This is a genomic window from Pseudomonas cichorii (assembly GCF_018343775.1).
GTDB lineage: Bacteria > Pseudomonadota > Gammaproteobacteria > Pseudomonadales > Pseudomonadaceae > Aquipseudomonas > Aquipseudomonas cichorii.
This window is the reverse complement of record NZ_CP074349.1, coordinates 3,394,972-3,418,024: the sequence shown is the minus strand read 5'-3', so window position 1 is coordinate 3,418,024 and position 23,053 is coordinate 3,394,972. Positions and strand designations below refer to the sequence as shown.

Sequence of the window (23,053 nt, the reverse complement as noted above, 5' to 3'; positions counted from 1 at the left end):
TCACTCCTGCTCGAAGGGCACGCGGAAACGCTTGCCGGCCGACTTGAGTTCTTCTCGATGCAGAAAAGCCAGTTGCGCCAGCACCTCGCTGCCTTTGCCGGTAAGACTGACTTGTACCTCTCGTCGGTCCGCGACGTTGCGCTGTGTCTGCACCAACCCCAGCGCCTCGCAGCGCTTCACCAGCGCCGCTGCGCCATGAGGCACGATCTGCAAACGCTCCGCCAGTTCACCCACGGTTGCCCACTCACGCTCGCTGAAACCCTGGGTGTGCAACATCAGCAGGTACTGCTGGGAAGTCACACCACAGGCTTGCACGGCCTCTTCGGAAAAACGCAGGAAGCGCCGCAGTTGGTAGCGGAATTCGGACAGGGTTTCAAAATCCTGCTTGTGAAGGGTGTCAGCCATGAGAGAGCGTCGCTTCGGTTGAGGGAAGGGCGGCTTTTATATCATGGCGTGATGTATTTTGGCGATGATGGATAAGGCCGATCAGTCAAAGCAGAAGTTTCATGGCTGTGAATTGTTGATGATGGCAATTTGATGTGGGATGGTGTCTGATGTGGGCGATTTTTTCTTCACATGGGGTGAATGCATGGACAAAATATTATTAACAGCGTTTCTTACGGCATTAGCAGGTTTTATCACTGCCGCGTTGAGCGTGGTGAAACTGGTGAACGAGAAAGAAAGCAAAACCACAGAGTTCAGACAGTCATGGACCGAATCTGCAAGGGCCGCACTGTCTGATTTAATTGCAAAATTGAACTTTCATGTAACCAATGTTGTTCATGTGAAAGATTTGAAAAAGATATGCTTAAGGCGATCATGATTGCAAGTAAGACGGAGAATGTCGTAGAAAGAGATTTGCTTGGTGAAGTTATAGATCTTCATAAGGATTTGCTGGGTAAAAGTGTGGAGCGTTCAAGGCAATCAATGCGAGAGGTTTATCAGGCGCATGCAACGGTCCGTCTTCATTTTAAGCCTGAAGATTCGGATCTGGTCAGGATTGAAAATAAATTTGATTATTGCATGGGGAAGTTTTCTGAACTTGTTCGTGAGGAAGAGTCAGAGAAGTGGGATGTTTTAAAAGAGCAGGTTTACAACGCAACAAATGAAATTACAGCCTCGTCGCGTGCATTGCTTAAAACAGAGTGGGAAAAAGTCAAGCAAGGAGAGCCTGCCTATAAGAGCACGAAAAAATGGTCAGTGTGGGCGTTTGCAATCATGTCTGCTTTGCTCGTACTCATCGGGGTGCATTCTTTGATTTCGTACAGCTAGCATCATTAGCTTCAACTCAAGATGAGGAGACACGTTTCCACCCAATGGAAGTGATATTAATTATAGCGGCTCAAAGCTGCAGATGATCAGCAGGCGAGTTTTCATGTTCCTTGGGTTGGTTTTCCTCATCTATTCTCTAAGGCGGCTAGCAATTCTTTATCAAGAAAGTCTAGCTTCATGAGGCTGAGCTGATGCGTGTATGAGTGCGTAGGGTGACATTTCGCTTATTTGGAAATGCATATTTAGATCCACTGAATATTCATTGCCAGTAATAAGGTCTTCCCGGATAAATCCGATCCTGCACGCTGATCAGCCAAGAGATTGCGGTGGAGTTCGATCAGGAGTTCTGGCGACCGGATGCCCTGTCGGTGGTCATGGAAAGCCGTTATCCGGGTTAATCTCCCGCCACTCATCGCTTCCCTTGCACTCCCGGATCTATCGCGTCTCTTACTATAAGGCGCGGATATCCTGCGCTTCACGCGGAGAGTGGTCATGGAAATTGATGAGAATGCACCGGGCAATGTTTCGCAAAGCCCTGCTACCAGATTGACAGATAACGAAACAGGGTATGAGCCGGACTCCCTGCCCGAGGCTGATCCAGTGGTTGATGATCTCATCAATGACCAGAGTGACGATCCTGATCTGCCGGTCAACCCACCGATAGACGAAGATGAAGAACCATCCCTCGGGTAAAACCTGGCAGGAGCGAATCCATTCGCGAAAAATCGTCATTCGCTAATGAGTTCGCTCCTACGCCGAGAGGGTGAACACCCCGAGCAACAGCCAACCCGCACCACTCACTCCAACGGCCAGTCGTATCGCATACGGCAGCAACAAGACCAGCGCCAGGCCTGTCATCGAAACCAGCCCCAGCCAGCCCACCGGCCCCATGGCCCAACCCCAGACCTGAGCGCTGGTGAAGAAGCTGCCCGCCAATGACAACCAACCGGCGGTGCGCAGTGTGTAGCGCAAGGCTTTGGAGGCTGGGCGTTGCGACAGTTGCTTGTAATGCCGTTCCAGCCCCAGGCACAAACCCAGCATGCCGCTGTAGGCCAGGAGCAGGCTTGTGATCAATGCGATGCTCATTCAGTTGACCTGCGCTGTGGTGGTGGAGGGGTGTTTTGTGGGGCGTTCCTTGGCGGGTTGGCCGATTTTCCAGCAGGTCCAGCCCAGCAGGATGCCGAGGACTACGGTCGTGGCTTCCAGAGCGAAATGTTCGCCGCGATTTGTGGTGGTCAGTGCCAATAGCGGCAGGCTGATGCAGAGCAGGGCGGTGAGGGCCAGTTGTTCGCGCCAGACGTTGAGCCATGGGCGGACAATGGCGTGGCCGAGGCTCAGCAGCCAGACGATAAAGAACACGCGGATTTCCCACTGGCCGCGCTGGGCCAGTTCTGTCGGCAGCAGGCGGTTAGCCCACAAGAAGCCGACGCAGGCCAGCATCAGGCCAGCGATCACGGTGACGTTCAGGCGTTCGGCTGTGTGGTAGAGCACGGCGGCGATGGCACCCTCACTGTCGTGGCGTCTACGTCGTTTGACCGTGAACAGCACCATGCCGGTAGCGATCATCGCGCAACTGGCCAGGCCGCAGATGAAGTACAGCCAGCGCATGGGGTAGCCGCCGAACTGGGCGAAGTGCAGGCCGGCCATGACTTTCTGGGTCAGCAGGCTTGGGCGACTCTCTGGAGGCTGGCGCAGCGTCTTGCCGGTCACGCCATCGAACAGCATGCTCTGGCCCTTGGTCAGTTCGATACGGTTGCCCAACACCGGGCGTACTTCGATTCTGGCAGCGCTGCTACCGGGGTTCTGGATAGAAAATCCGGCCAGCGGCCCCATCACACGTTCTGCCTCGGCCAGCAGCGGGCCCAATGGCGTCAGCGGTGTTGGGCTCGTTGCCTCTTCATGTCTTGGGGGCCGTTGACCCTGTTGCTCGATTACCGGTCCGCCACGGATTGCACGACTCAGGGCATCGCGGTCGCCGTCGAACAGGGCGTCCATCGCCGCAGGCATGTAGATCAAGTAGAAAATCACCAGCCCCGTGTAAGTGATCATCAGGTGAAACGGTAGCACCAGCACGCCCGTGGCGTTGTGGGCGTCCAGCCAGGAGCGTTGTCCCTTGGACGGGCGGAATGTGAAGAACTCCTTGAAGAATTTCTTGTGAATCACAATGCCGCTGACAAGTGCCACCAGCATGACCATGGCGGCCAGGCCCACGATCCAGATGCCGATGTTGCGCGGCAGGTTGAGGGTGAAGTGAAAGAGGAAAAAGAACCCGCCACCTGCCGTCGCGCGTACATCCAGAGGTTCGCTGGTGTACGGGTCCAGATAGGTGCCGCCACCGCGTCGCTGTTCCCCGGCGGAAACCACCAGACTGGGTGATCGCTCGTTGGGAAGACCGATGTTCCAGGCACTGGCCTTGGGGTGATGGGCTTGCAGGTAGTCGAGTGCGCGCTGCGTCACTTGCGTCTGATCGAACGAGTGCGCCGGGATTTCCGGTCGCATCCAGCCATCGATTTCCTTGTCGAACACCGCCAGGGTTCCGGTGAGGAAGATCGAAAACAGCAGCCAGCCAAAGACCAGTCCGCTCCAGGTGTGCAGCCAGGACAGCGATTGAGTGAGGGTCTTGTGTTTCATGCCAGTTGCTCCAGCAATTGCGGCCAGAACCCGATGACCGCCAGAGGTAACGTCAGCGTCAGCCCGACCCAGACCCGCCAGGCGCTGCGGCAACTGAAAGCCCAGAGGATGACGAGGGTGTAAACCACAAAGGACAGCAACGTGGAAACCACCAGCGCATCAACTTGGTCCAGTGGCAGCAGGCGCGCCAGGGCTGCGGTAAAGGCATAGGTGAAGACATAACCGCCCGGCAGCGCAGCGACGATCCTGGAGACGGTGGACCAGGAAAAGGATTTTGTTTTCATGGGGGATACTCATCAGGCCGTTTGTGCACAGGCCCGACCGGTTTCCCGGTCGGGCCTGCATTACAAGCGTCAGGTCAGCTTCAGAACGACGTGGTGATGGACGCATAGACCGAGCGCCCCGGCTCGTTGTAAGTGCTGGCACCTGCACTGGTGCCAGCGCCTTCGCGATAGATACGCTTGTCGAACATATTGTTGAGGCCTGCACCGATCGACAGGTTCTTGTTGATCGCGTAAGTCCCGCCAATGCCCCAGATATGGTAAGGATCGAGGGTTCTCAGCTCGTTCTGTGCAGTGACGGCCACACCCCGCAGCGGGTTGGTGACTCGTGGCTCCTGCTTGCCGTAGTAGGTGCCCGTCAGGCTCAGGGACAGCGCCTCGGTGGCCTGCCAGTCGAGCATGGTGTTGACCGTGTACTCGGGTACGACCGACAGCGGGTTGCCATCATCGTCCTCGTTGGATTGCATGTAGGTGAGGTTGGTGTTCCAGCTCAGGATATCGCCGTTCTGGCCCAGCAGCGGGACGCCGACATTGCCTTCCCAGCCCTTGACCACCGCGTTTTCGGCGTTGTCCCAGCGCAGTATGGCTTCGTTGTTTACCGTCCTGCCGGTCAGGTCGTTGGACGAGACGATCTTGTTCTCGTAATCGTTACGGAAATAGGTCAGTCCGGCGCTCCAGCCATCCCGCGCAAAACTGATGCCCAGTTCCTTGTTGATGCTGATTTCCGGGTCGAGGTTTTCGTTACCCAGCACATAGCAACCGGTTGAGTTCAGGCTCGGTGCGCAGCCATTGCCGTTGCTGCGGTACAGGTAGTTCGGGTTGGACTGGTACAGGTTCGGTGCCTTGAAGGCCCTGGCAATACCGCCTTTGAGAGTGATGTCATCGGTCAGCTTGTAGGAGGAGTTGAGGCTGGGGCTCCAGTTGGCGCCGAACTGATCGTGATGGTCGAGACGTACGCCCGGCGTCAGAAACCATTTGGGTGTCAGCTCGATATTGTTTTCCAGGAACACAGCCATGATGGTGGCGTCCATGTCGGTCGGACGCGACCCGGCTGCCGAGTTGGGCAGCGTGGTGCCGATGTCGCGGTCCATGGTGCTGGGATCATCCAGCTCCTGGCGGTTCCACTCGGCGCCGACAGTCAGTGTCTGCGGGCGCAGGAATTCCAGCGGGATATCCAGTTGTCCTTGCAGCAGGTAGCTGTCATAGGTGCTGGTGCTCTTGTCCGCATTGGCACTGATATCGCCATCGACGCTACCGGTCTGCCCTTCCAGCAACCTGTTGTTGCGGGTCTTCTCATACTGCGCCAGCAGGCGTGAAGTGCCGAACGCCCAGTCACCGTTATGGGTGACCGAGAAGTTCTGGCGATACATTGTGTTGGTTTCCCGGCCCAGCCAGTTGTTGACGGTACTGCCATTGACCAGCGCGTCTGTGCCGCCAGTGCCCACATCCCCGGCGTAGATATTGCCCTGGCGGCTGTAACCGGCTTCAAAGTCGAGGGTCTGGTTGGTATCCAGTGCCCAGCTCAGCAGGCCGTTGATGTCCTTGTTGCGTACCCCTTCGCGACCCGAAGCCAACGATGCCCCGGAAGCCGTATCGGTGTGCGCCTGGTTGATGTCGGCATCGTCCGCATCGGTCTTGTTGAGGTTGCCGTAGACGCGAAAGGTGAGGGCGTCGGTCAGCGGGCCGGCCAGACTGAAGGTGGTGCGTTTGGTCATGCCTTCTGCATCGTCTTCCGGCAAGTTGGTGTAGGCGGTGACCGAGCCGGTAAGGGATTCGGTCGGTCGTTTGGTGATGATGTTTACCACACCGCCCATGGAGCCCGAGCCATAACGGGCCGCAGCCGGGCCGCGCAGTACTTCGATGCTTTCGACTTCGCTGGCGGGTACCCAATTGCTGTCGCCGCGGGTATCACGCTCGCCGGAGCGGGTGTAGCGCACGGAGTTACGCGATGTGACGGGTTTGCCGTCGATCAGGATCAGGGTGTTCTCCGGCCCCATGCCGCGCAGGTCGATCTGGCGATTGTTGCCACGTGCGCCGCTGGCACTGTTACCGGTCAGGTTAACGCCTGGCATCTTGCGCACGATATCGGAGAGGTCATTGACCGGCGGGCGTTTCTTGATGTCATCGGCGCTGATCAGCGACACACCCGATGCCTGTTTCAGTTCTTGCTCGGCAGTGGCCACCACATGGGTATCAGCCAGTTGCAGGGAGTCGTCGGTCTTTTCGGATCTGACGGACTCTGCCGTTTCGGCCATCACCAGTGACGGGCAGGTGGCCAGCAAGGCCAGGCAAAGGTGGCTGAGCTTGAATCGCGGATGCATCTGCAACACTCCTGTGACATACATGGCGTGCAGAGCTAAGCGGGTTCTCTGCTGCCGGACTGGGTGCAGATGGTATTTATTCTCATATGTGAGTAAATCTTTTTTACACTTTATACACTTCTCAAACGCAGATGCAGGCGCAGCCCCGGTGTGGCGTTCTCGGCCCATATTTTACCGTTCTGCAGTTCCACGATGCTGCGGGCGATGGAAAGCCCGAGGCCGAAGCCTTCACCACCGGGGCGTTCAGCGTTGAGGCGGGTGAACGGCTGGAAGACATGCTCCAGTTTTTCGGGCTCGATGCCAGGCCCCTGATCCTCGATCCACAAATGCCAGTAGCCACCTTCGCGGCAACCGGTCAGGCGCACCACGCCGTTATCCGGCGAGTGGCGAATGGCGTTGCGCAGGATGTTTTCCAACACCTGCGCCAGACCATTCAGGTTGCCGCTGACGTAGCAGTCGGGCGGCAGGTCGCATGGCAACCGCTCCATGGGCCAGTGGGTCTCGAAGCACACGTCCTCGCACAACAGACTCCACAGCTCCTTCACTTCTACGGTTTCCAGCGGCAGAGCAGGGCGTTCGGTATCCAGCCACACGAGTTCCAGGGTGTCGCTGATCAGTTTTTCCATGATCTGCACTTCGCGTTCCTGGCGTTGGCGCATGGTGTCGATATCCAGTTCACGCTCGCCGGCTGCCCGCAAGCGGCTGAGCGGTGTGCGCAATTCATGGGACAGTGTGCGCAGCAGGCGGCGCTGAAAGACCACGGTGTTCTCCAGGCGCCCGGCCATCTGGTTGAAGGCTCGTGCCAGCTCGCCCAGTTCGTCCCGGCGCTCTGCTACCTGCGGCTCGACTCGCGCCGCCAGATCTCCGGTGCTCAAGGCATTGGCCTGGCGGTGAAGGATCACGATGGGCGAGATAAGAATGCGGTACAGCAGAGCGGCCAGCAGCAGTGCCAGGCTGGTCGGAAGCACTTTTTGCAGCAGCAGGTCCCACAGCTCGTTGTGCTGACGAGGATGAAAGTGGCCGGGCAGATCCATCACCAGGCGCGCCTCGGTGTTTTTGAAGGGGATATAAAAAGTGGGCAAACCGCCGGGGCGTCCCACCATGCCATCAAGCCGGCGTACGAAATGCAGCCTTTCCAGTTCCGGCTCTGTCAGCGGCTGTGAAGACAGCGAGTTCTGCTGCCGGTCCACGACCACGGCCCAGACCTTTTCCCGACTGCGCAGCTCGCGAAGAACCTCGTCGACTCCGCTGGCGCCGCGCTTCTGCCAGGCGGCTTCGGCTCGTCGTGCGTAGTCGGTAAGGGCACGCTTGGTCGGTTCGGATAACCGCTCTGTCGCTTCGTTGAGTCTGCGGTTCAGGTCGGTTTGCAGGCTGGCCATCAGCAGGCAGAGCAGGGCAAGGCCACCGATGAGTTTCCACAGCAGTGAGTGGCAATTAGGCAGCTTCATGGCGTCAACCGGGTCAGTACGTAACCCATGCCCCGCACCGTCTCCAGGCGCTTGTCGTTATAACCGATGGCCTGCAATTTGCGGCGGATGCGGCTGACATGCATGTCCAGGCTGCGATCATGCTGCGAGTACGCCCGGTGCATGGCCTGCTGATAGAGGAAAGCCTTGCCCAGCACTTCGCCGGTATGGCGCACCAGCGTTTCCAGAATCCGGTATTCGGTGGTACTCAAGTCCGCCCATTGATCGTTCAGGCAGACATCGGTGCGTTGTTCGTCGAAGGTCAATTGCGATTCGTCACTGCCAATCCTGGTCTGCGCCTCATGCTCGTATGCCACACGGCGCAGGATGGCGTCGATGCGCACATCCATTTCCAGCATGCTGAACGGCTTGGGCAGGTAATCATCCGCGCCCTGGCTGAAACCGACGATCCGGTCCTGCTCGGCGCCCAGTGCCGACATGAGGATGACCGGCAAGCGCTGACGCTGACGCAGCCGGGCCAGGATCTCCAGACCATTGCTGTCGGGCAGCATGATGTCCATCAGGATCAGATCGAAATCTTCCGAGCGCACCAACTCCAGAACTTCTTTGCCGTCCTGGCGCAGTGTGACCGTAAAACCGCGCTCGCTGAGATGGTTCTGCAGATGAGCCGCCAGCAGCGGATCATCTTCAATGGCCAGGATATGGGCATGGGTGCCAGCGGGGCGATGGGGTTGCATGAGAAGCACCTGCGGGTGAGAACAATTCTTTGTTCGGTATTCTGACCAATGTCGCTGAAGATTCCCATCGGCACTTTCATTGCCTTCGCAGACAGATGAATTGTTACCGAATTCGTAAGGGTCATTCTCATTTTGCATGGGTGACAATCTGACGCAGCCGGCGGCTTTTTTGGTATCGTTAAAAAAGTAACCGTTTAGTTAATAATTTCCGCAGACATCGATGCCGATGTTCAGAGCCGGAAAATCCTACCGTGGGCTTTGCCTCTGAGCTGCCGGAAAAGCCCCGTTTTTCTCAAGCGTTCATGCATCAGCAGGATCATGCAACATGACTAAGTCTCAACCTTCAGCATTCTTCAGTCACTGGCCCATTCGGGTTGTCGCGCTGGGTGTACTGGTATTTGGATTGCTTTTCGCCGCAGGAGGCGGCTACCTCGTCACGCTTGGCGGCAGTTGGTACTTCCTGCTGGCCGGTCTTGGCCTGATCGCATCGAGCGTTCTGCTCTTCAGGCAACGCCTTGCGGGTGTCTGGCTGTTCACTGCGGTGATGGTGCTTACAGTGCTTTGGGCGCTGGCCGATGCCGGGCTGAATTTCTGGCCGCTGATTTCGCGGTTGTTCGCTCTGGGTGTTCTGAGCCTGTTGGTGGCGCTGATTTATCCGACGTTGTGCAAGGCGAATGGCCAGAAGGCCGGTGGTGCCTCTTATGCTATGGCGGGTGTTCTGGCCATCGCCATTGTTGCGGCAGGTGCGGGAATGTTCGTGCCTCACGCTTCGGTTTCACCTACCGGCAACGGCCCGGGCCTGACCAGCGTCGACCCTGCAAAAGCCCAGAAAGACTGGCAGCACTACGGTAACGATGAAGGCGGCAGCCGTTTCGCCGCGCTGGACCAGATCAATCGCAGCAACGTCTCGAAACTGGTGCCAGCCTGGACCTACAACACCGGCGATATCGCAATCAGCAATGGCAATGGTGCCGAAGACCAGACCACTCCGCTGCAGATTGGCGACAAGGTGTTTATCTGCACCCCGCACAACAACATCATCGCGCTGGACGCCGACACCGGCAAAAAGCTGTGGAAGAACGAGATCAACGCTCAGGCGGCGGTCTGGCAGCGTTGCCGTGGCCTGGCTTACTTTGATGCCACAGCCGCCGTTGCCCAGCCAACCGATGGCAGCACACCTGCCAAAGCTGTTTCCGTACCAGTTGGCGCCAATTGCCAGCGTCGTCTGCTGACCAACACCATCGACGCGCGCCTGATAGCCGTTGATGCCGATACCGGCGAGTTTTGCCAGGGTTTTGGCAATAACGGGCAGGTTGATCTGAAAGCCGGTCTGGGCAAGGTTCCGGACTCTTACTACCAACTGTCTTCCGCGCCGCTCATGGCCGGGACTACTGTGGTGGTCGGTGGTCGCGTTGCGGACAACGTTCAGGCCGACATGCCGGGTGGTGTGATCCGTGGTTTTGACGTGGTCACCGGCGAAATGCGCTGGGCCTTCGATCCGGGCAATCCTCAGGACCGGAACGCACCGGCTGCGGACAGCACTTACGTGCGCAGTACGCCCAACAGCTGGGCACCGATGTCCTACGACCCGGCCATGAATACCGTGTTCTTGCCCATGGGCAGTTCTTCCACCGACATCTATGGTGTTGAGCGTACCGCGTTGGATCACAAATACGGTGCTTCGGTGCTGGCATTGAACGCGACCACAGGCGAGGAGAAGTGGGTCTACCAGACCGTTCACAACGACCTGTGGGACTTCGACCTGCCCATGCAGCCAAGCCTGATCGATTTCACCAAGGCCGATGGCAGCAAGGTACCGGCGGTGGTGATCGGTACCAAGGCCGGTCAGATTTTCGTGCTGGACCGTGCCACTGGCCAGCCGTTGACTCAGGTTGACGAAATCCCGGTCAAACCGTCCAACATCCCCAACGAGCCTTACTCGAAAACCGAGCCTCTGTCGGTGGGCATGCCGCAGATCGGCGCGCCACACCTGACGGAGTCGGACATGTGGGGTGCAACGCCGTTTGACCAGATGCTGTGCCGTATCTCGTTCAGAAAAATGCGTTACGAAGGCCTGTACACCGCGCCGGGCACCGACGTCTCGCTGAGCTTTCCGGGTTCCCTGGGTGGCATGAACTGGGGCAGCATTTCCACTGATCCGGTGCATGGCTTCATCTTTGTCAACGACATGCGTCTGGGCCTGTGGATCCAGATGGTTCCCCAGGAGAAAGATGCCAAGGCCTCGTCCGGCGGTGAAGCGCTGAACACCGGCATGGGTGCAGTACCGCTCAAAGGCACGCCGTATGCCGTGAACAAGAACCGCTTTCTGTCGGTGGCCGGTATTCCTTGTCAGGCGCCACCTTTCGGCACCCTGACCGCCATCGACATGAAAACCCAGAAAGTCGCCTGGCAAGTGCCGGTGGGCACTGTTGAAGACACCGGTCCAATGGGCATCAAGATGCACCTGCCATTGCCGATCGGCATGCCGACGCTGGGCGGTACGCTGTCCACCCAAGGCGGTCTGGTATTCATCGCCGGTACTCAGGATTACTACCTGCGCGCCTTCAACTCCGCCAACGGCGAAGAAGCCTGGAAAGCCCGTCTACCGGTTGGCAGCCAGGGTGGCCCGATGACTTATGTCTCGCCCAAGACCGGCAAGCAGTACATCGTCATCACTGCAGGTGGTGCTCGTCAGTCCCCTGATCGTGGCGATTATGTGATCGCTTACGCGCTGCCTGACAGCAAGTAACTCTGGTAAGCAACCCTGCAACACCCGAAACCCGCTGTCGCCCGATCAGGTTGGCCGCGGGTTTTTTGTTGCCTGTCAGATTCCTCTCTAGCTCTGCATCATGGACTCGTCTAGGCTAATCGATGCCGACCCAAGCCCTGAGACAGTGACTTGATGGTCGGTAACGAGCACCGCCGTGAGAACGGAGCCCATACAAGCGTGGGCTCTGTATATGCCATAGACATCATCTGTCGCGGCCCGGGCTTCAGGCCTGGCCGGATAGCAGGATGCAGACCAAGAGGTAGCCGTAAATGTCAACCGAATCAAAATGTCCGTTCAACCATGCCGCAGGTGGTGGTACAACGAACCGAGACTGGTGGCCAGAGCAACTCAATCTGAAAATCCTGCATCAGCACTCATCCTTGTCCGATCCTCTGGGCGAGGCATTCGATTACGCTGAAGCGTTCAAAAGCCTCGATCTGGAGGCCGTAAAGAAAGACCTGCATGCCCTGATGACCGACTCCCAGGACTGGTGGCCAGCCGACTTCGGCCATTACGGGCCGCTGTTCGTGCGCATGGCCTGGCATAGTGCCGGCACTTACCGTACAGCCGATGGGCGTGGCGGTGCCGGTGCGGGTCAACAGCGTTTTGCGCCACTCAACAGTTGGCCGGACAACGTCAGCCTGGACAAGGCGCGTCGCCTGATCTGGCCAATCAAGCAGAAATACGGCCGCAAGATTTCCTGGGCCGACCTGATCATCCTCACCGGCAACGTGGCGCTGGAGTCCATGGGCTTCAAGACCTTCGGTTTCTCCGGCGGTCGCCCTGACGTGTGGGAACCAGAAGAAGATGTGTACTGGGGGTCCGAAAAGACCTGGCTGGGCGGTGAAACCCGCTATGGCAAGGAGACTCAGCCACCGGGCGAGGGCGTTCTGGTTGCCGAGCCTGAGCTGCATGGCAGCGAAGAGAAGCGCACCGACAGCGAAGGCCGTAACCTGGAAAACCCGCTGGCCGCCGTGCAGATGGGCCTGATCTACGTAAACCCGGAAGGTCCCGAAGGCAACCCGGACCCGGTCGAGTCCGCCAAGGATATTCGCGAAACCTTCGGCCGCATGGCCATGAACGACGAAGAAACCGTTGCCCTGATCGCGGGCGGTCACGCCTTCGGCAAGACCCACGGTGCAGGTCCGGCAAGCCATGTGGGCGCCGAGCCTGAAGCCGCTGGCCTGGAAGAGCAGGGCTTTGGCTGGAAAAACAGCTTTGGCACCGGCAAGGGCGCTGACACCATCACCAGCGGTCTGGAAGTGACCTGGACGTCCACGCCAACGAAGTGGAGCAACGAATACCTGGAAAACATGTTCCGCTTCGACTGGGAACTGACCAAAAGCCCGGCAGGCGCGCATCAGTGGACACCGAAGAACGGCGAGGGCGCCGGTACTGTGCCTGATGCCCACGACCCTTCAAAACGACATGCGCCGAGCATGCTGACCTCCGACCTGGCACTGCGTTTCGACCCGATCTATGAGCCGATTTCCCGTCGCTTCCTCGCCAACCCGGATCAACTGGCCGACGCTTTTGCCCGTGCCTGGTTCAAACTGACCCACCGCGACATGGGGCCGCTGGCACGTTATCTCGGGCCGGAAAACCCCACCGAAGAACTGCTCTGGCAAGACCCGCTTCCAGCACTCGACCATGCCTTGGTGGATGACAGCGACGTTACCGCTCTCAAGAGCAAGGTCCTGGCTTCGGGCCTGTCTGTTTCGCAACTGGTGTCCACCGCATGGGCATCGGCGTCGACCTTCCGGGGTTCCGACAAACGCGGCGGTGCCAACGGTGCGCGTATCCGTCTGGCTCCGCAGAAAGACTGGCCGGTCAACCAGCCCGAGCAACTGGCGAAAGTGCTGAAAACCCTTGAAGGGATTCAGGCCGAATTCAACAGCGCACAGGCTGGCGGCAAGAAGATTTCCCTGGCCGACCTGATCGTCCTGGCAGGCAGCGCAGGCATCGAAAAAGCGGCCAGCAATGCCGGGCAGAGCGTCAAGGTCCCGTTCACACCGGGCCGCACCGACGCTTCCCAGGAGCAGACAGACGTCGAATCCTTCGGTTTCCTCGAGCCCATCGCCGATGGCTTCCGTAACTACCTGAAAGGCAACTACAAGGTATCGGCCGAAGCGCTGCTGGTGGACAAGGCGCAACTGCTGACCCTGACCGCACCGGAACTGACCGTGCTGCTGGCAGGCCTGCGGGTTCTGAATATCAATGCCGACAGCAGCCAGCATGGTGTGTTTACCCAGCGGCCAGAGGCCCTGACCAATGACTTCTTCGTCAACCTGCTCGATATGGGGACCGCGTGGAATGCGACTTCAGGCGCTAACGACACCTTCCAGGGACGTGATCGCAAGACCGGTCAGGTGAAATGGACCGGTACACGCGTCGATCTGGTCTTCGGTTCCCACGCTCAACTGCGGGCAATCTCCGAAGTCTATGCAAGTGCTGACGCCCAGGAGAAGTTTGTCAGCGACTTCGTTGCGGCCTGGACCAAAGTGATGAACCTGGATCGCTTCGACGTCTGAAGCCATTCCGGTAAGTAACAACCTGAAGCGGTGCAAGCCGCTTCAGGCCATTCTCCGGTCCGTTATGGCCTCTGCTCGCCCGAGCAGTTCGGTTTGTCCGATACCTCATCCATGGCTTCACGCAGCATGCGCTGCACCTCTACGGCATTGTTTGCCGCATAAACTCGGCCTCCCGTGTTTTCGGCGATGCAGTTGGACAGGGCGCTGTCACTGATATTGACCACATTCACTCGCAGCCTTGGCTGCTGGCTGGCGATACGTGCCGACACCTCGCAAGCGTTCTGCTCACAACCATCTTCTCCGTCGACAAACATCACCACCACCGCATCCGTGAAGCGCCCGTCGACCTTGCTGGCTGCCTTGGCAAGACTGGCTGCCAGAGGTGTGCCGTCATCTGCCTGGAGCTGGTTGACGCCGGCAATCAGTTGTGGCCGTGCGTTGCGGCCGAACAAGCCCTGATCCACCGTATTGGTGCAGCCCCTGAAGGTAATCAGGCGGGTATCGATGTCCGGGTGCAGTTGATCGATCATGGCCGCAAAGGATTGCTTGGCCACGGTCATGCGCGTGGGTTCTGCCAGCAGACGGGCTTTTCTAGGGTTGGTTTCAGGCAGGTTCTGGCCTACCTGAAAAAGCCATTCTTCGTCTGCGGCCGTTGCATTGATGTTGATGTTCATCGAGCCGGAGGTGTCCAGCACCACCACGAAATCCGGTTTGGGCGCGTTTGCAGTGCAGGCATAACTTTCTACAGGCGTTGGATAAATCAGGTTCCACAAGCTGCCTCGCCAGGTCCAGAGCAGCCACAGCAACAGAAGCAGCAAAGGCAACAATAACAACCACAGGGGAATGCGCAGCCACCAGCGATTTGGCGTCACTCTGGGCAAAGACGCGGGTGGAGGCGTAGGTATGGGACTGGAAACGGGGGGCAATTTGGGTTTCAGGCCCCAGCGAACCACTACCGGTTCGTCGTTCAGGCTGTAGAGATTGTCCAGATCCGGCGCACCGATCAGGGTGTTCAGTGCCTGAGAATCCTCGGTCTTGCCGCGGGCTTTCAGCTCATCCGCCAATTGCTGGATGGCCTGCTGGCGTTGTTCGTAGCGAGCCAGAAGCGCTTGCCGTGCTGTGGGACCAAGGCTTTCATAGGCCAGCGGCTGGCCTCCGAGTTCCGACCACCATTGCAGCGTGTCCTGGGTTCCGGCTCGCGGGATGGCATAAAGGCTGGCAACACTGGGCGGAAAGTGACGGTGCAGCAGTTCGACCTTGCTTTCCAGGCTACGCAGCAGTTCTGGAGGATGGGATGTGGCGTCGCGGGTGATGCGTTGCATGGTGCGGGTCCAGAACAGGAAGAGGCCCCGCAGGGCCTCAAGAAAGGGTCATTCGTAGCCGAGGCTGAGTTGCAGCCTTGAAACCTTCTGCTGCAGGGTTTTGAGCTCCAGCTTGCGGGCTTCGATTACTGACGGATCTGTGCTGGCGGTGAGTTTTTTCTGAGCGGCCATCTGCTTTTCCAGGTCGGCGATCTGCTGTTGGACCTGGGACTTGTTGGCATGACGAGTCTTGAGCTGACCCAGCAGTTTGCTCATGGACGTGTCCAGCACGGCCTGTTGGCGTTGTTGTTCGGCCAGGTTTTTGCTGGTGGCTTGCTGTTGGGCCACCAGATTGTCGTAGACCTCGTGGAAGGCGGCGTTTTCGTTGCGTGCCGCCGCCAAGGCCTGCTCACGCTGGCGGATCTGGTCGCTGTAGCCACCCGAATGATCGCAGTTCATCTTGGTGATCAGGCTGGCCTCGGTATTGTTTGAGTCGCAGCTACCCGGTTGAGTGGCACAGCCACCCAACAGCAACAGCCCTGAACTGACCAGCAATGCGCGAATGATCATGTCCACCTCAACCCAGAGTGATAGCTGAGCGCTGGCTGTAAAGGCCGTCGACTTCTTTTTGCAGGGACGCGACCTTGGTGTTCATCTTGGCAATTTCACCTTCGATTTCGGTAACTTGCTTGCCGCCGCCGTTGGTGCGCTCAAGTTGCGCGGTTTTCTGGTACTCGGTCACCTTGTTGCGCATGCCATCCAGGTCTTTGCGCATTTGCGTCAGGTTGCTGTCGACGCTTGCGATTTCCTGTTGGGCCTTGGCCTTGTCCACAGTCTTGTTCTGGATGGACTTCTGGATATCGGCGATACGGCCTTTGTCGTCGCTGATCACCTGCTGCAGGGTGGCGGTACGCAAGGCGACTTTATCGGTATCGGCTTTGACTTCGTCATTCATCAACTGCAGACGCTGGGTCGTGTTGGAGTACTGGCTGCGGCGATAGTCGTAGTAATAGTTGGCACCCATGGCCACGCCACACGCGGCGATACCGGCTACCACCATGCATTTGACCTTGTCGTTGGGGCTGGCTACTGCGCAGGCCAGAATGCCCACACCAGCAGCACCGGCACAGGCTGTCAGGCCTGAGGTGGAGAAGAACTTGGCGTCGGCGCTCTGGGTCAGGCGCGGGTCGGGTGCCGTGCCGGTCTCGCCAAGCATATTGCTGCCTGTGTGAGCGCAACCGCCCAGTACCAGACTGACGGACAGAAACAGACCTAGCATGGCCTTGGGAAGATAATCACATACTTGTTTCATGCTACAGCTCCTGGTGGTAAAGGTGCATCGAATTACTGACTGACGGCCTTGCAGCGGCCAAGCCAGGCATCGGTGTCGATTTTCTGGGTTTTGAGAAAGGCCTGCTGATTGACCCAGTGGGTCTGCAGATACGGCTTGAGCTCTTTGAGCTGTTCGTTGCGGGCGACGATTTCACCCATGATCGGTACTTGTCGGGCCAGCAGCGGTTCGCCATAAAGGGTGCCGGAATCCACCAGACTGCTGGCGTAGTAGCGGCTTAGCTTGTGCAGACGATCTTTCTGTTCGTCGAGTTTGCTTTTGCGCATCGGGCAACTGCTGTCCTGCTCGCTTGCCGAGCAGTTGAGCTCGTAGTTCTTCTGCAGGAAGTCCAGGTATTTGCCGTCGTCGAGCATCTTGGTGCACAGGAACGCACCCAGATTGAGGCTGGCGCGTATGGCCTGGTCACGGGTTTCTTCCTGCTGCTGGTTGCTGGCGCGCAACTGGTTTTCCAGGGTCTTGAGCTGTTCCTTCAGGGCTTCGTCGGCAACGCCCGAAGCCAGAGTGCCAAGCGCCTGCACGGCATTCTTGTCGTTACCCTGAGCTGTTTCGCCACTGCCGGTGCCAAGTTTTTTCCAGCTGCTTTCAATACTGCTGACCCGTTCGCGGGAGGTGAGAGTGCTGGACACCAGTGCCAGACGCAGGCCTGTAGTCTTGCTGGTAGCGGCAGTCTTGTCTTCGTAGTAATTGCGCTCCTTGCGCAAAGCGCTACGCAACTCACCCTGAGCCGTGCGGTAGTCGCCACCGCGCACCACATAGCCACCGGCCTGACCGTGCTGGCGGTCGAGCTTGTTCAGGCGGAACGGCTCGAACATCATCTCATCGACGTTGCCGAGCATATCGTGCAGGCCAAGGGCATTGGGCTTGAGCAGGCCTGCCAGTTGCAACTGCCCGTTGGAAGACTGTGCCCCGGCGAACCATTCATAAGCGTTCAGTCCATCCGGCATCGGATAGCGCAGGTCCCGAAACTCTGCAGTGCTGACGTTCAGCCCGCCGCGAGCGGCAAATTCCCATTCCACTTCGGTCGGCAAGCGTACGAAACCTGCCACGCCATCTTCCTTGGGCAGTTTGTCGGCTGCGTTCTGGCGTAACCAGAGGTTGTATTTGTCGGCGGCTTCCATGGCCTGCATCCAGCTCAGGGATACCGCTGGCAGTCGTTGCTTGTTCGAGGGCGTCGGACATTCTGCCTGCGTCAGGGAGCGGTATTGCAGGTCCGTCATCTCGTATTTGGCCAGCAGGTAGTAACGCGATTTTGCGGTTTTCTCGGCGGTGAAGCTGCCCGCGATGAAGGCCGGGTGAGTCTGTTCCACATAGCCCCATTCGCTGTTGTCGCCACCGATATTGATGGGGTAGTCGTCCAGCGGGCCGGCCAGAGGAATGAACACTTTGCGAAACACCATGGCGCCGTCGCAAGGCATGGGCAGTACCACGTCTTCGGCAGCGGGCATGGGGTTGTAGAGTTTCTCTTCCCAGGCCGCCGAAGCCTGAAGGCTGGCCAGGGCCAGTGGCACAAACAGCAAGTGGCGCCAGTGTCTAGAGTTCACGAAGACTCTCCGCAGGTTGGATTCTGATAGCCCGTGTGGCACCGACCAGCGCGACCAGCGCCGCGACCGCAAGGGCGAGCGCCAGCGCTGCCAGGCCGTGCAAAGGGGTGATATGGCAAACGAAACTGCCGGTGATGCGCTGACCACCCAGCAACTGGTTGAAAGCCTGACTGCCAGCAAGGTAGAAACACAGGCCGCCGAGGTAGCCCGCCAATGCCAGCACGACGGCTTGCATGACCACGTAACCGGCAACCGCCGGGCCGGTAAAACCCAGCAGTCTCAGCAATGCCAGGCTGCGACGCTTACGGTCGATATTGGCGAGAAAGGCACCCACCAGCGAAGCGATACAGCCCAGCAGGGCCGCACCGGCAATCACCCCGAAGATCACGCCCAGCACGTGGTTTATCGCTTTGACATTCTCGATGTCGGCCAGTCGACTGCCGGTTTCGATGTGCTGCGCGTTCAGCCAGCGCTCCAGCGGCGCGACACTCTCTATGTCCCGTGCATACAGGCGAGCGCGGGCATAGCGGGGCGCCAGGTGTTCTGCTGACTGACCGCTTGTGGCACCCAGGGCATCGACCGCATAGCCATCACGAAAACGTTCCAGTTGCAGCAGCAGGTCGGGATAGACGAATGCTGCCGGGCGCGAAAAGCCCGCAGCAGGCAGGGTGGCAACCAGCGTCAGAGTGGTTTCGCCTCTTTCCAGAGCGCCGTCCAGACGCCGTTGCACACGCAGGCGCAGGGTATCGCCGACCCTCAGGGAAAGGCGTTCGGCAGCTGCAGAGCTGAGAATCACCTGGCCGGGCAGGAGTGCGCTGGCAGGCATGTTCAATAGCGGGTCTGCGACAGCGGTGGGAATGACTTCGGTGTTATCGACAAAACGGCCTTTGCTGCCGATCAGGTCAGCCTGGGTATTGAGCGAGCGGGTCATGCCCAGGGCAAAGCCGGTTTCCGGCCTCTGTTGCAGTGTGTTCAGCCAATGCTGGTCATAGTTGCCGCTGCTCAACAGCTTGATTTCCAGATTGCGCGGGTCGCGCAACAACTCGTCCTGCAACTGGCTGACCACGCCATGTTTGAGCCCGAATAACAACAATAGGGGAGCGATCACTGCCACCAGCGAGGCCGCTATGCACAAGGACACCTTTCGGTCATGCCAGAGGTCGGCCAGAGCCAGGCCTGCCAACAGGCAGAGGCGTTCAATGGACTGTTTCAAAGCGCGTCTCCCCTGGCAGGTTGACGGCATTCAGGCGCGGCAGGCCGAAGCTGCCTACAAGACTCCAGTCATGGGAGACCACCAGCGCGCTGAGGCCCAGTTCGTCCACCAGCCCCAGCAGCAACTCGAACAGTTGCCGCGCGTTGTGGGGGTCGAGTGCCGCGGTGGGTTCGTCGGCCAGCAAGAGTTGTGGTTGATGGGCAATGGCGCGCACGCAGGCAACCCGCTGCCGCTCGCCGATGGACAAAGCCTGAGGCAGCTTGTCCAGCAAGGGGCCCAGATGCAGAGCGTCGATGGCTCGCTCTACATGAGCGCTTTTGTTGCTCAGCCCCAGCAGGCGTCTGGGCAGGTTGATGTTGTCCCTGACCTTGAGGAACGGCAGCAGCCCGCCGCTTTGCAGCACAAAACCCAGTGAGCGGGCGCGTACATCGGCCAGGGCCACTTGATCGTCGGCGGCCAGCAGGGCAGCAATATCCTGATTGCCCAGGCGATACTGACCAAGGGCTTCGGGAGCCAGCAGCAGACCCAGGGTTTCGAGCAGTGTGCTTTTGCCGCATCCGCTCTCGCCGGTAATCGCCAGCACTGCGCCGCGTGCCAGGTTCAACTCGGGCACATGAACCCGGTGCGCGTTCGAGCCGGTTCCTCGCTGTATCTTCAGTCCCTTGATCCGAAGCATGTCAGGGCATCATTTCCAGCGGCACGGGGTAAACGTTGTCACGGGCGTCGCTGCCTTCTGCCAGTGATACCCAGCGGTCCACATCGGCGTTGTACACCTGGTAATGGCGCAGCTTGGTCGACAGGGTGCGGATGAATTTTTCCTGAGCCAGACCATCCCAGCTTTTCCAGGTTTCCTCATCTAGGTTCAGCACTTCGCTGTGATAGGGCAGGTCTTCCAGGTATTCCCCCAGCACGCCCAGTTCCGACAGCTTGGCGGTGCCGTTCTGCTTGAGCTGATTGGGATCGGTGCCCATGGTGGCGGCAACCGAACGCAGGCGATCGAACATCTCGCTCGGAGAAATCAGGCCTTCGTTGGCGGCATCGAGGATTTTCTTCAGCACGTCGCTGAGGTCGCTGAGTTGCGCCTTGGTCAGCAGCACCCGCACATCCGTGGTCGGGACGTTCTGCTTGATCGGGTCACGGTCGGCAATCCACGCCTGAAATACCGGCGGTGCCTGGGTACCGGTTTTCTCACCCAGATAGGCCAGGCGCATGGCATGACCGATCAGCGCCGCATCGTCGAGCATTTTCTGTTCGGCGGGGGTGGCCTTGGCGTTCATGGCGCTGCCAATGGCATCGTCGCCCATGTAGGCGGCTTTCACCTGGCTGGTAATCGCACTGGCCAGCGTGTCGACCTTGCTGCCAAATGTATTCAGGTCGCCGGCATCCACCGGGTAGTACAGCGAGGTGTTGGTGCCGGTATAGGTGGACAGCGCCTGATACTGGGCTTCGGCCTTGGCGTGATCCTTGACGCCTGCGGCTGTTTTCAAGTGCAGGGTGTAGATGGCCACGCCAGGGTTGCTGGCCTCGATGCGTACCTGTTCGGCATTCAGGCCAGTCTTGGACAGCTTGTCGTCGCCTTCCAGAGCACCTGCATCGGTAATCAGCACCACATAGCGGGCGCCGAAGGGGCTCCAGTCCACTTGTTCGATGGCCTGCATGACCCCTGCATACGAGTCTTCGTCAAAGCTTTTGCTCGATACTTTCGCCTGCTTCAGATCAGCGGCCTTGGCCAGGAAGTCATCACCATCTTTCACGGTATTGGGGTCGGCATACATCTTGGTGACGTATTCCAGCCCCGGTACTGCCTGGGTGCTGGAGCGGAACGCCACCAGGCCGAACTTCACCTGGCGCCCAAGGTTTTCCTTGGCGATCTGCGCGTAGACCTTGCTGATGGCTTCGCGAGTGCGTTCGATGTAAGGGTCCATGGAAATGGTCGAATCGATCACGAACACGACGGCGGCGCTGAACTCCTTGAGCTGGCTGGCAGCGTCTGGAGGTAGCTGGCCCTGACCCTGTACTGCACCGGCCTGGCCTGCTGGCACGGCGTTTGCCGGATCAGCCTTGCTGACCGAGGCAACATTGAGAATGCGTGTGCGAAAGCCTGCTTCGGTCATGACTTCTTCGCCACTGAGAACCGGCAGCAGGTAGAACTGCTTGTGCATGTCGATGAAGTATTCAGGCTCCTGAGCCAGTACGCCCGGCGCAAGCGTGTTCTGCTTGAGCTTGGCCCGCAGCGGGGCAACATGACTCACCGGGTCCGGCGCGTCGAGGATGCCTTCCAGGGTCTTGCGCTCCTTGAAGAACATCAAGCGGTCGCGGTTGGCCGGGTTAGTGAAGGCCAGGGTCAACTGCATCTTCCAGTCCACGGTGCAGGCAGCGGGCAACCAGCCGCTGGTCTTGCCGAAACTGTCCGGGCCGACCTTCAGCCACTCTGCATTGCCTGCGGTGGCATGCTCGTAAACATAGAAACGGCTGAACGCCGGTTGCTCCGCGCCGGGAGTACCACCGGCAGCAGTGCTCAAGTGACATCCGGGCGTGGTGAGTACGCGCTGGAACAGAGTCTTCTTGCCTTCCTGCAGCAGCGGTTTGTCGGCGGCCAGGGCGTAGCCACTGCTCAAGCACAGGCAGGTGGCGAGTGTCAGGGAGACGTTGCGCAGGATCACGGTTTGAGCTCCTTCAGACGCTCTGCTGCTTCAGCGTTGTCGGCCTGATAGCTGAGGATGGTCTCGTACCAGTAAGCGGCAGTGGCATTGTCCGCAGTGGTGAAGCAGGCGCTGGGTTGCAGGTACTTGGGGTCGTACTCGCGGGCATAGGCCTGAGCCACTTCGACATTGCCTGCCTGGGCGCGGTTGGCGTACAGCCGCTGCGCGACGCCACATTGCTTGTTGGCCTTGGCCAGCTCGATGACCTTGAGCAGCGTCGCGCTGTCGGGTGCCTGTTTGATGCAGCTCTGGACAAAGTTCAGTTCAGTCTCTTTGCTCAATGCTTCGATGCTACAAGGAACCGCGGCTACGGCCGGGGCGGGCACCGGTTCTGCGACGACTGCCGGAGTCGTTACAGGTGCAACGGCTTCGGGAGTCACAGGCTTCTTGAGCCAGAACCACAAGCCCGCCGCGATAACCAGCAAGACCAGAACGCCGATCAGCAGCAGGGCCGTGCGGCTTTTGGCCGGTGTCGGTGGTTCGGCGATGGGTTCGGGTAGCGGTTGTACTTCCTCTGGCTGTTCGGCCACGGGCTCGACAACCGGTTGCGGTATTACCGAAGGCTGCCCAAGGCTGACAGTCGTTTGCGCTGCACCCACATTGGTTGCACTCACCGCCAGGGATGAGTTCAGGCCGGGAGCAAGGCGCATGGGGTTTTCATCTTCAGCGCTGCCGTCCGGGCTGCGCAGGCGAAAGTTGAAGATGCTCGTCACAGAGCTCAGCAGCAACGGATCGACGATTTCCGGGCCAGCTTCATAGCTGATCGAGTCGCCGTCGGCATCTTCCACGAAGTGCTGGGCGAACCAGCAGGGCGCATTGCCCCATTGCTGGTCATGCTGCAGGTAGTAATCATCCTGATTGCGCTGGATGGCGAACTCCAGGTTGCCAGCATCATGCTCCCAACCACGTACTTGAAGAAAGGCGCGTCCGGGAGCCGGACTGGCCAAGGGAGTGAGCTTGATCGTGATGGACATG

At 59.0% G+C, this 23,053-nt stretch carries 20 protein-coding genes; 5 read left to right on the top strand and 15 right to left on the bottom strand.

The features are described 5' to 3' along the window. On the bottom strand, positions 1-405 hold the full coding sequence (locus KGD89_RS14265; RefSeq protein ID WP_025260451.1) for a MarR family winged helix-turn-helix transcriptional regulator: 405 nt from the start codon (positions 403-405) through the stop codon (positions 1-3). A 151-nt stretch (positions 406-556) separates the two neighbouring features. On the opposite strand from KGD89_RS14265, the gene KGD89_RS14260 reads away from it, so the two are divergent. The 3 genes from KGD89_RS14260 to KGD89_RS14250 all read left to right on the top strand — a co-directional run bounded on the left by KGD89_RS14260 (position 557) and on the right by KGD89_RS14250 (position 1,965). Beyond that, positions 557-823, top strand: coding sequence for a hypothetical protein (locus KGD89_RS14260; RefSeq protein WP_143008720.1), 267 nt, complete (start codon positions 557-559; stop codon positions 821-823). Next, positions 805-1,272, top strand: coding sequence for a hypothetical protein (locus KGD89_RS14255; RefSeq protein WP_025260450.1), 468 nt, complete (start codon positions 805-807; stop codon positions 1,270-1,272). Before KGD89_RS14260 ends, KGD89_RS14255 begins: the two co-directional genes overlap by 19 nt. Positions 1,273-1,764: 492 nt before the next feature. Continuing rightward, a complete protein-coding gene (locus KGD89_RS14250) occupies positions 1,765-1,965 on the top strand; it encodes a hypothetical protein (protein WP_074569073.1) in 201 nt (66 codons plus the stop codon). A gap of 57 nt (positions 1,966-2,022) precedes the next feature. Here KGD89_RS14250 and KGD89_RS14245 read toward each other — a convergent pair whose 3' ends face one another. The 6 genes from KGD89_RS14245 to KGD89_RS14220 all read right to left on the bottom strand — a co-directional run bounded on the left by KGD89_RS14245 (position 2,023) and on the right by KGD89_RS14220 (position 8,669). After that, entirely contained in the window at positions 2,023-2,358 is a 336-nt protein-coding gene (locus tag KGD89_RS14245) for a DUF3325 domain-containing protein (protein ID WP_025260448.1), read from the bottom strand. Then, entirely contained in the window at positions 2,359-3,903 is a 1,545-nt protein-coding gene (locus KGD89_RS14240; protein WP_025260447.1) for a PepSY-associated TM helix domain-containing protein, read from the bottom strand. Then, positions 3,900-4,187, bottom strand: coding sequence for a DUF3649 domain-containing protein (locus tag KGD89_RS14235; protein ID WP_025260446.1), 288 nt, complete (start codon positions 4,185-4,187; stop codon positions 3,900-3,902). Before KGD89_RS14235 ends, KGD89_RS14240 begins: the two co-directional genes overlap by 4 nt. An 80-nt stretch (positions 4,188-4,267) precedes the next feature. Then, the gene (locus KGD89_RS14230) at positions 4,268-6,505 is read right to left on the bottom strand and encodes a FepA family TonB-dependent siderophore receptor (protein WP_025260445.1); all 2,238 of its coding nucleotides are present in this window, start codon (positions 6,503-6,505) and stop codon (positions 4,268-4,270) included. A gap of 110 nt (positions 6,506-6,615) precedes the next feature. Beyond that, positions 6,616-7,953, bottom strand: coding sequence for a HAMP domain-containing sensor histidine kinase (locus KGD89_RS14225; RefSeq protein ID WP_025260444.1), 1,338 nt, complete (start codon positions 7,951-7,953; stop codon positions 6,616-6,618). After that, entirely contained in the window at positions 7,950-8,669 is a 720-nt protein-coding gene (locus KGD89_RS14220) for a response regulator transcription factor (protein ID WP_025260443.1), read from the bottom strand. The genes KGD89_RS14225 and KGD89_RS14220 overlap by 4 nt, the downstream gene beginning before the upstream one ends. A gap of 325 nt (positions 8,670-8,994) precedes the next feature. Here KGD89_RS14220 and KGD89_RS14215 point away from each other — a divergent pair, with 325 nt between their 5' ends. Next, a complete protein-coding gene (locus KGD89_RS14215; protein WP_025260442.1) occupies positions 8,995-11,418 on the top strand; it encodes a glucose/quinate/shikimate family membrane-bound PQQ-dependent dehydrogenase in 2,424 nt (807 codons plus the stop codon). Between the two features lie 290 nt (positions 11,419-11,708). Further along, the gene (gene katG, locus KGD89_RS14210; protein ID WP_025260441.1) at positions 11,709-13,970 is read left to right on the top strand and encodes a catalase/peroxidase HPI; all 2,262 of its coding nucleotides are present in this window, start codon (positions 11,709-11,711) and stop codon (positions 13,968-13,970) included. 62 nt (positions 13,971-14,032) lie between these two features. Here katG and KGD89_RS14205 read toward each other — a convergent pair whose 3' ends face one another. Genes KGD89_RS14205 through KGD89_RS14170 form a run of 8 tightly spaced genes read right to left on the bottom strand, consistent with a single transcriptional unit; the run spans position 14,033 to position 23,052 of the window. Beyond that, positions 14,033-15,292 carry a vWA domain-containing protein gene (locus KGD89_RS14205; protein WP_025260440.1) on the bottom strand — a complete coding sequence of 420 codons (1,260 nt, stop codon included), beginning with the start codon at positions 15,290-15,292 and terminating at the stop codon, positions 14,033-14,035. 48 nt (positions 15,293-15,340) lie between these two features. Next, positions 15,341-15,841 carry a hypothetical protein gene (locus KGD89_RS14200; protein ID WP_025260439.1) on the bottom strand — a complete coding sequence of 167 codons (501 nt, stop codon included), beginning with the start codon at positions 15,839-15,841 and terminating at the stop codon, positions 15,341-15,343. A 7-nt stretch (positions 15,842-15,848) separates the two neighbouring features. Further along, a complete protein-coding gene (locus KGD89_RS14195; protein WP_025260438.1) occupies positions 15,849-16,583 on the bottom strand; it encodes a hypothetical protein in 735 nt (244 codons plus the stop codon). A gap of 32 nt (positions 16,584-16,615) precedes the next feature. After that, entirely contained in the window at positions 16,616-18,124 is a 1,509-nt protein-coding gene (locus tag KGD89_RS14190) for a formylglycine-generating enzyme family protein (protein ID WP_025260437.1), read from the bottom strand. Positions 18,125-18,152: 28 nt separating this feature from the next. Then, a complete protein-coding gene (locus KGD89_RS14185; protein WP_025260436.1) occupies positions 18,153-19,376 on the bottom strand; it encodes an FtsX-like permease family protein in 1,224 nt (407 codons plus the stop codon). After that, positions 19,360-20,052 (bottom strand): ABC transporter ATP-binding protein, encoded by a 693-nt coding sequence (locus KGD89_RS14180; protein ID WP_025260435.1) that lies wholly within the window; start codon positions 20,050-20,052, stop codon positions 19,360-19,362. Before KGD89_RS14180 ends, KGD89_RS14185 begins: the two co-directional genes overlap by 17 nt. Before the next feature lies 1 nt (position 20,053). Beyond that, positions 20,054-22,033 carry a vWA domain-containing protein gene (locus KGD89_RS14175; RefSeq protein ID WP_260413915.1) on the bottom strand — a complete coding sequence of 660 codons (1,980 nt, stop codon included), beginning with the start codon at positions 22,031-22,033 and terminating at the stop codon, positions 20,054-20,056. 2 nt (positions 22,034-22,035) lie between these two features. Continuing rightward, positions 22,036-23,052 carry a hypothetical protein gene (locus KGD89_RS14170; protein ID WP_025260433.1) on the bottom strand — a complete coding sequence of 339 codons (1,017 nt, stop codon included), beginning with the start codon at positions 23,050-23,052 and terminating at the stop codon, positions 22,036-22,038. Between the last annotated feature and the right edge of the window lies 1 nt (position 23,053).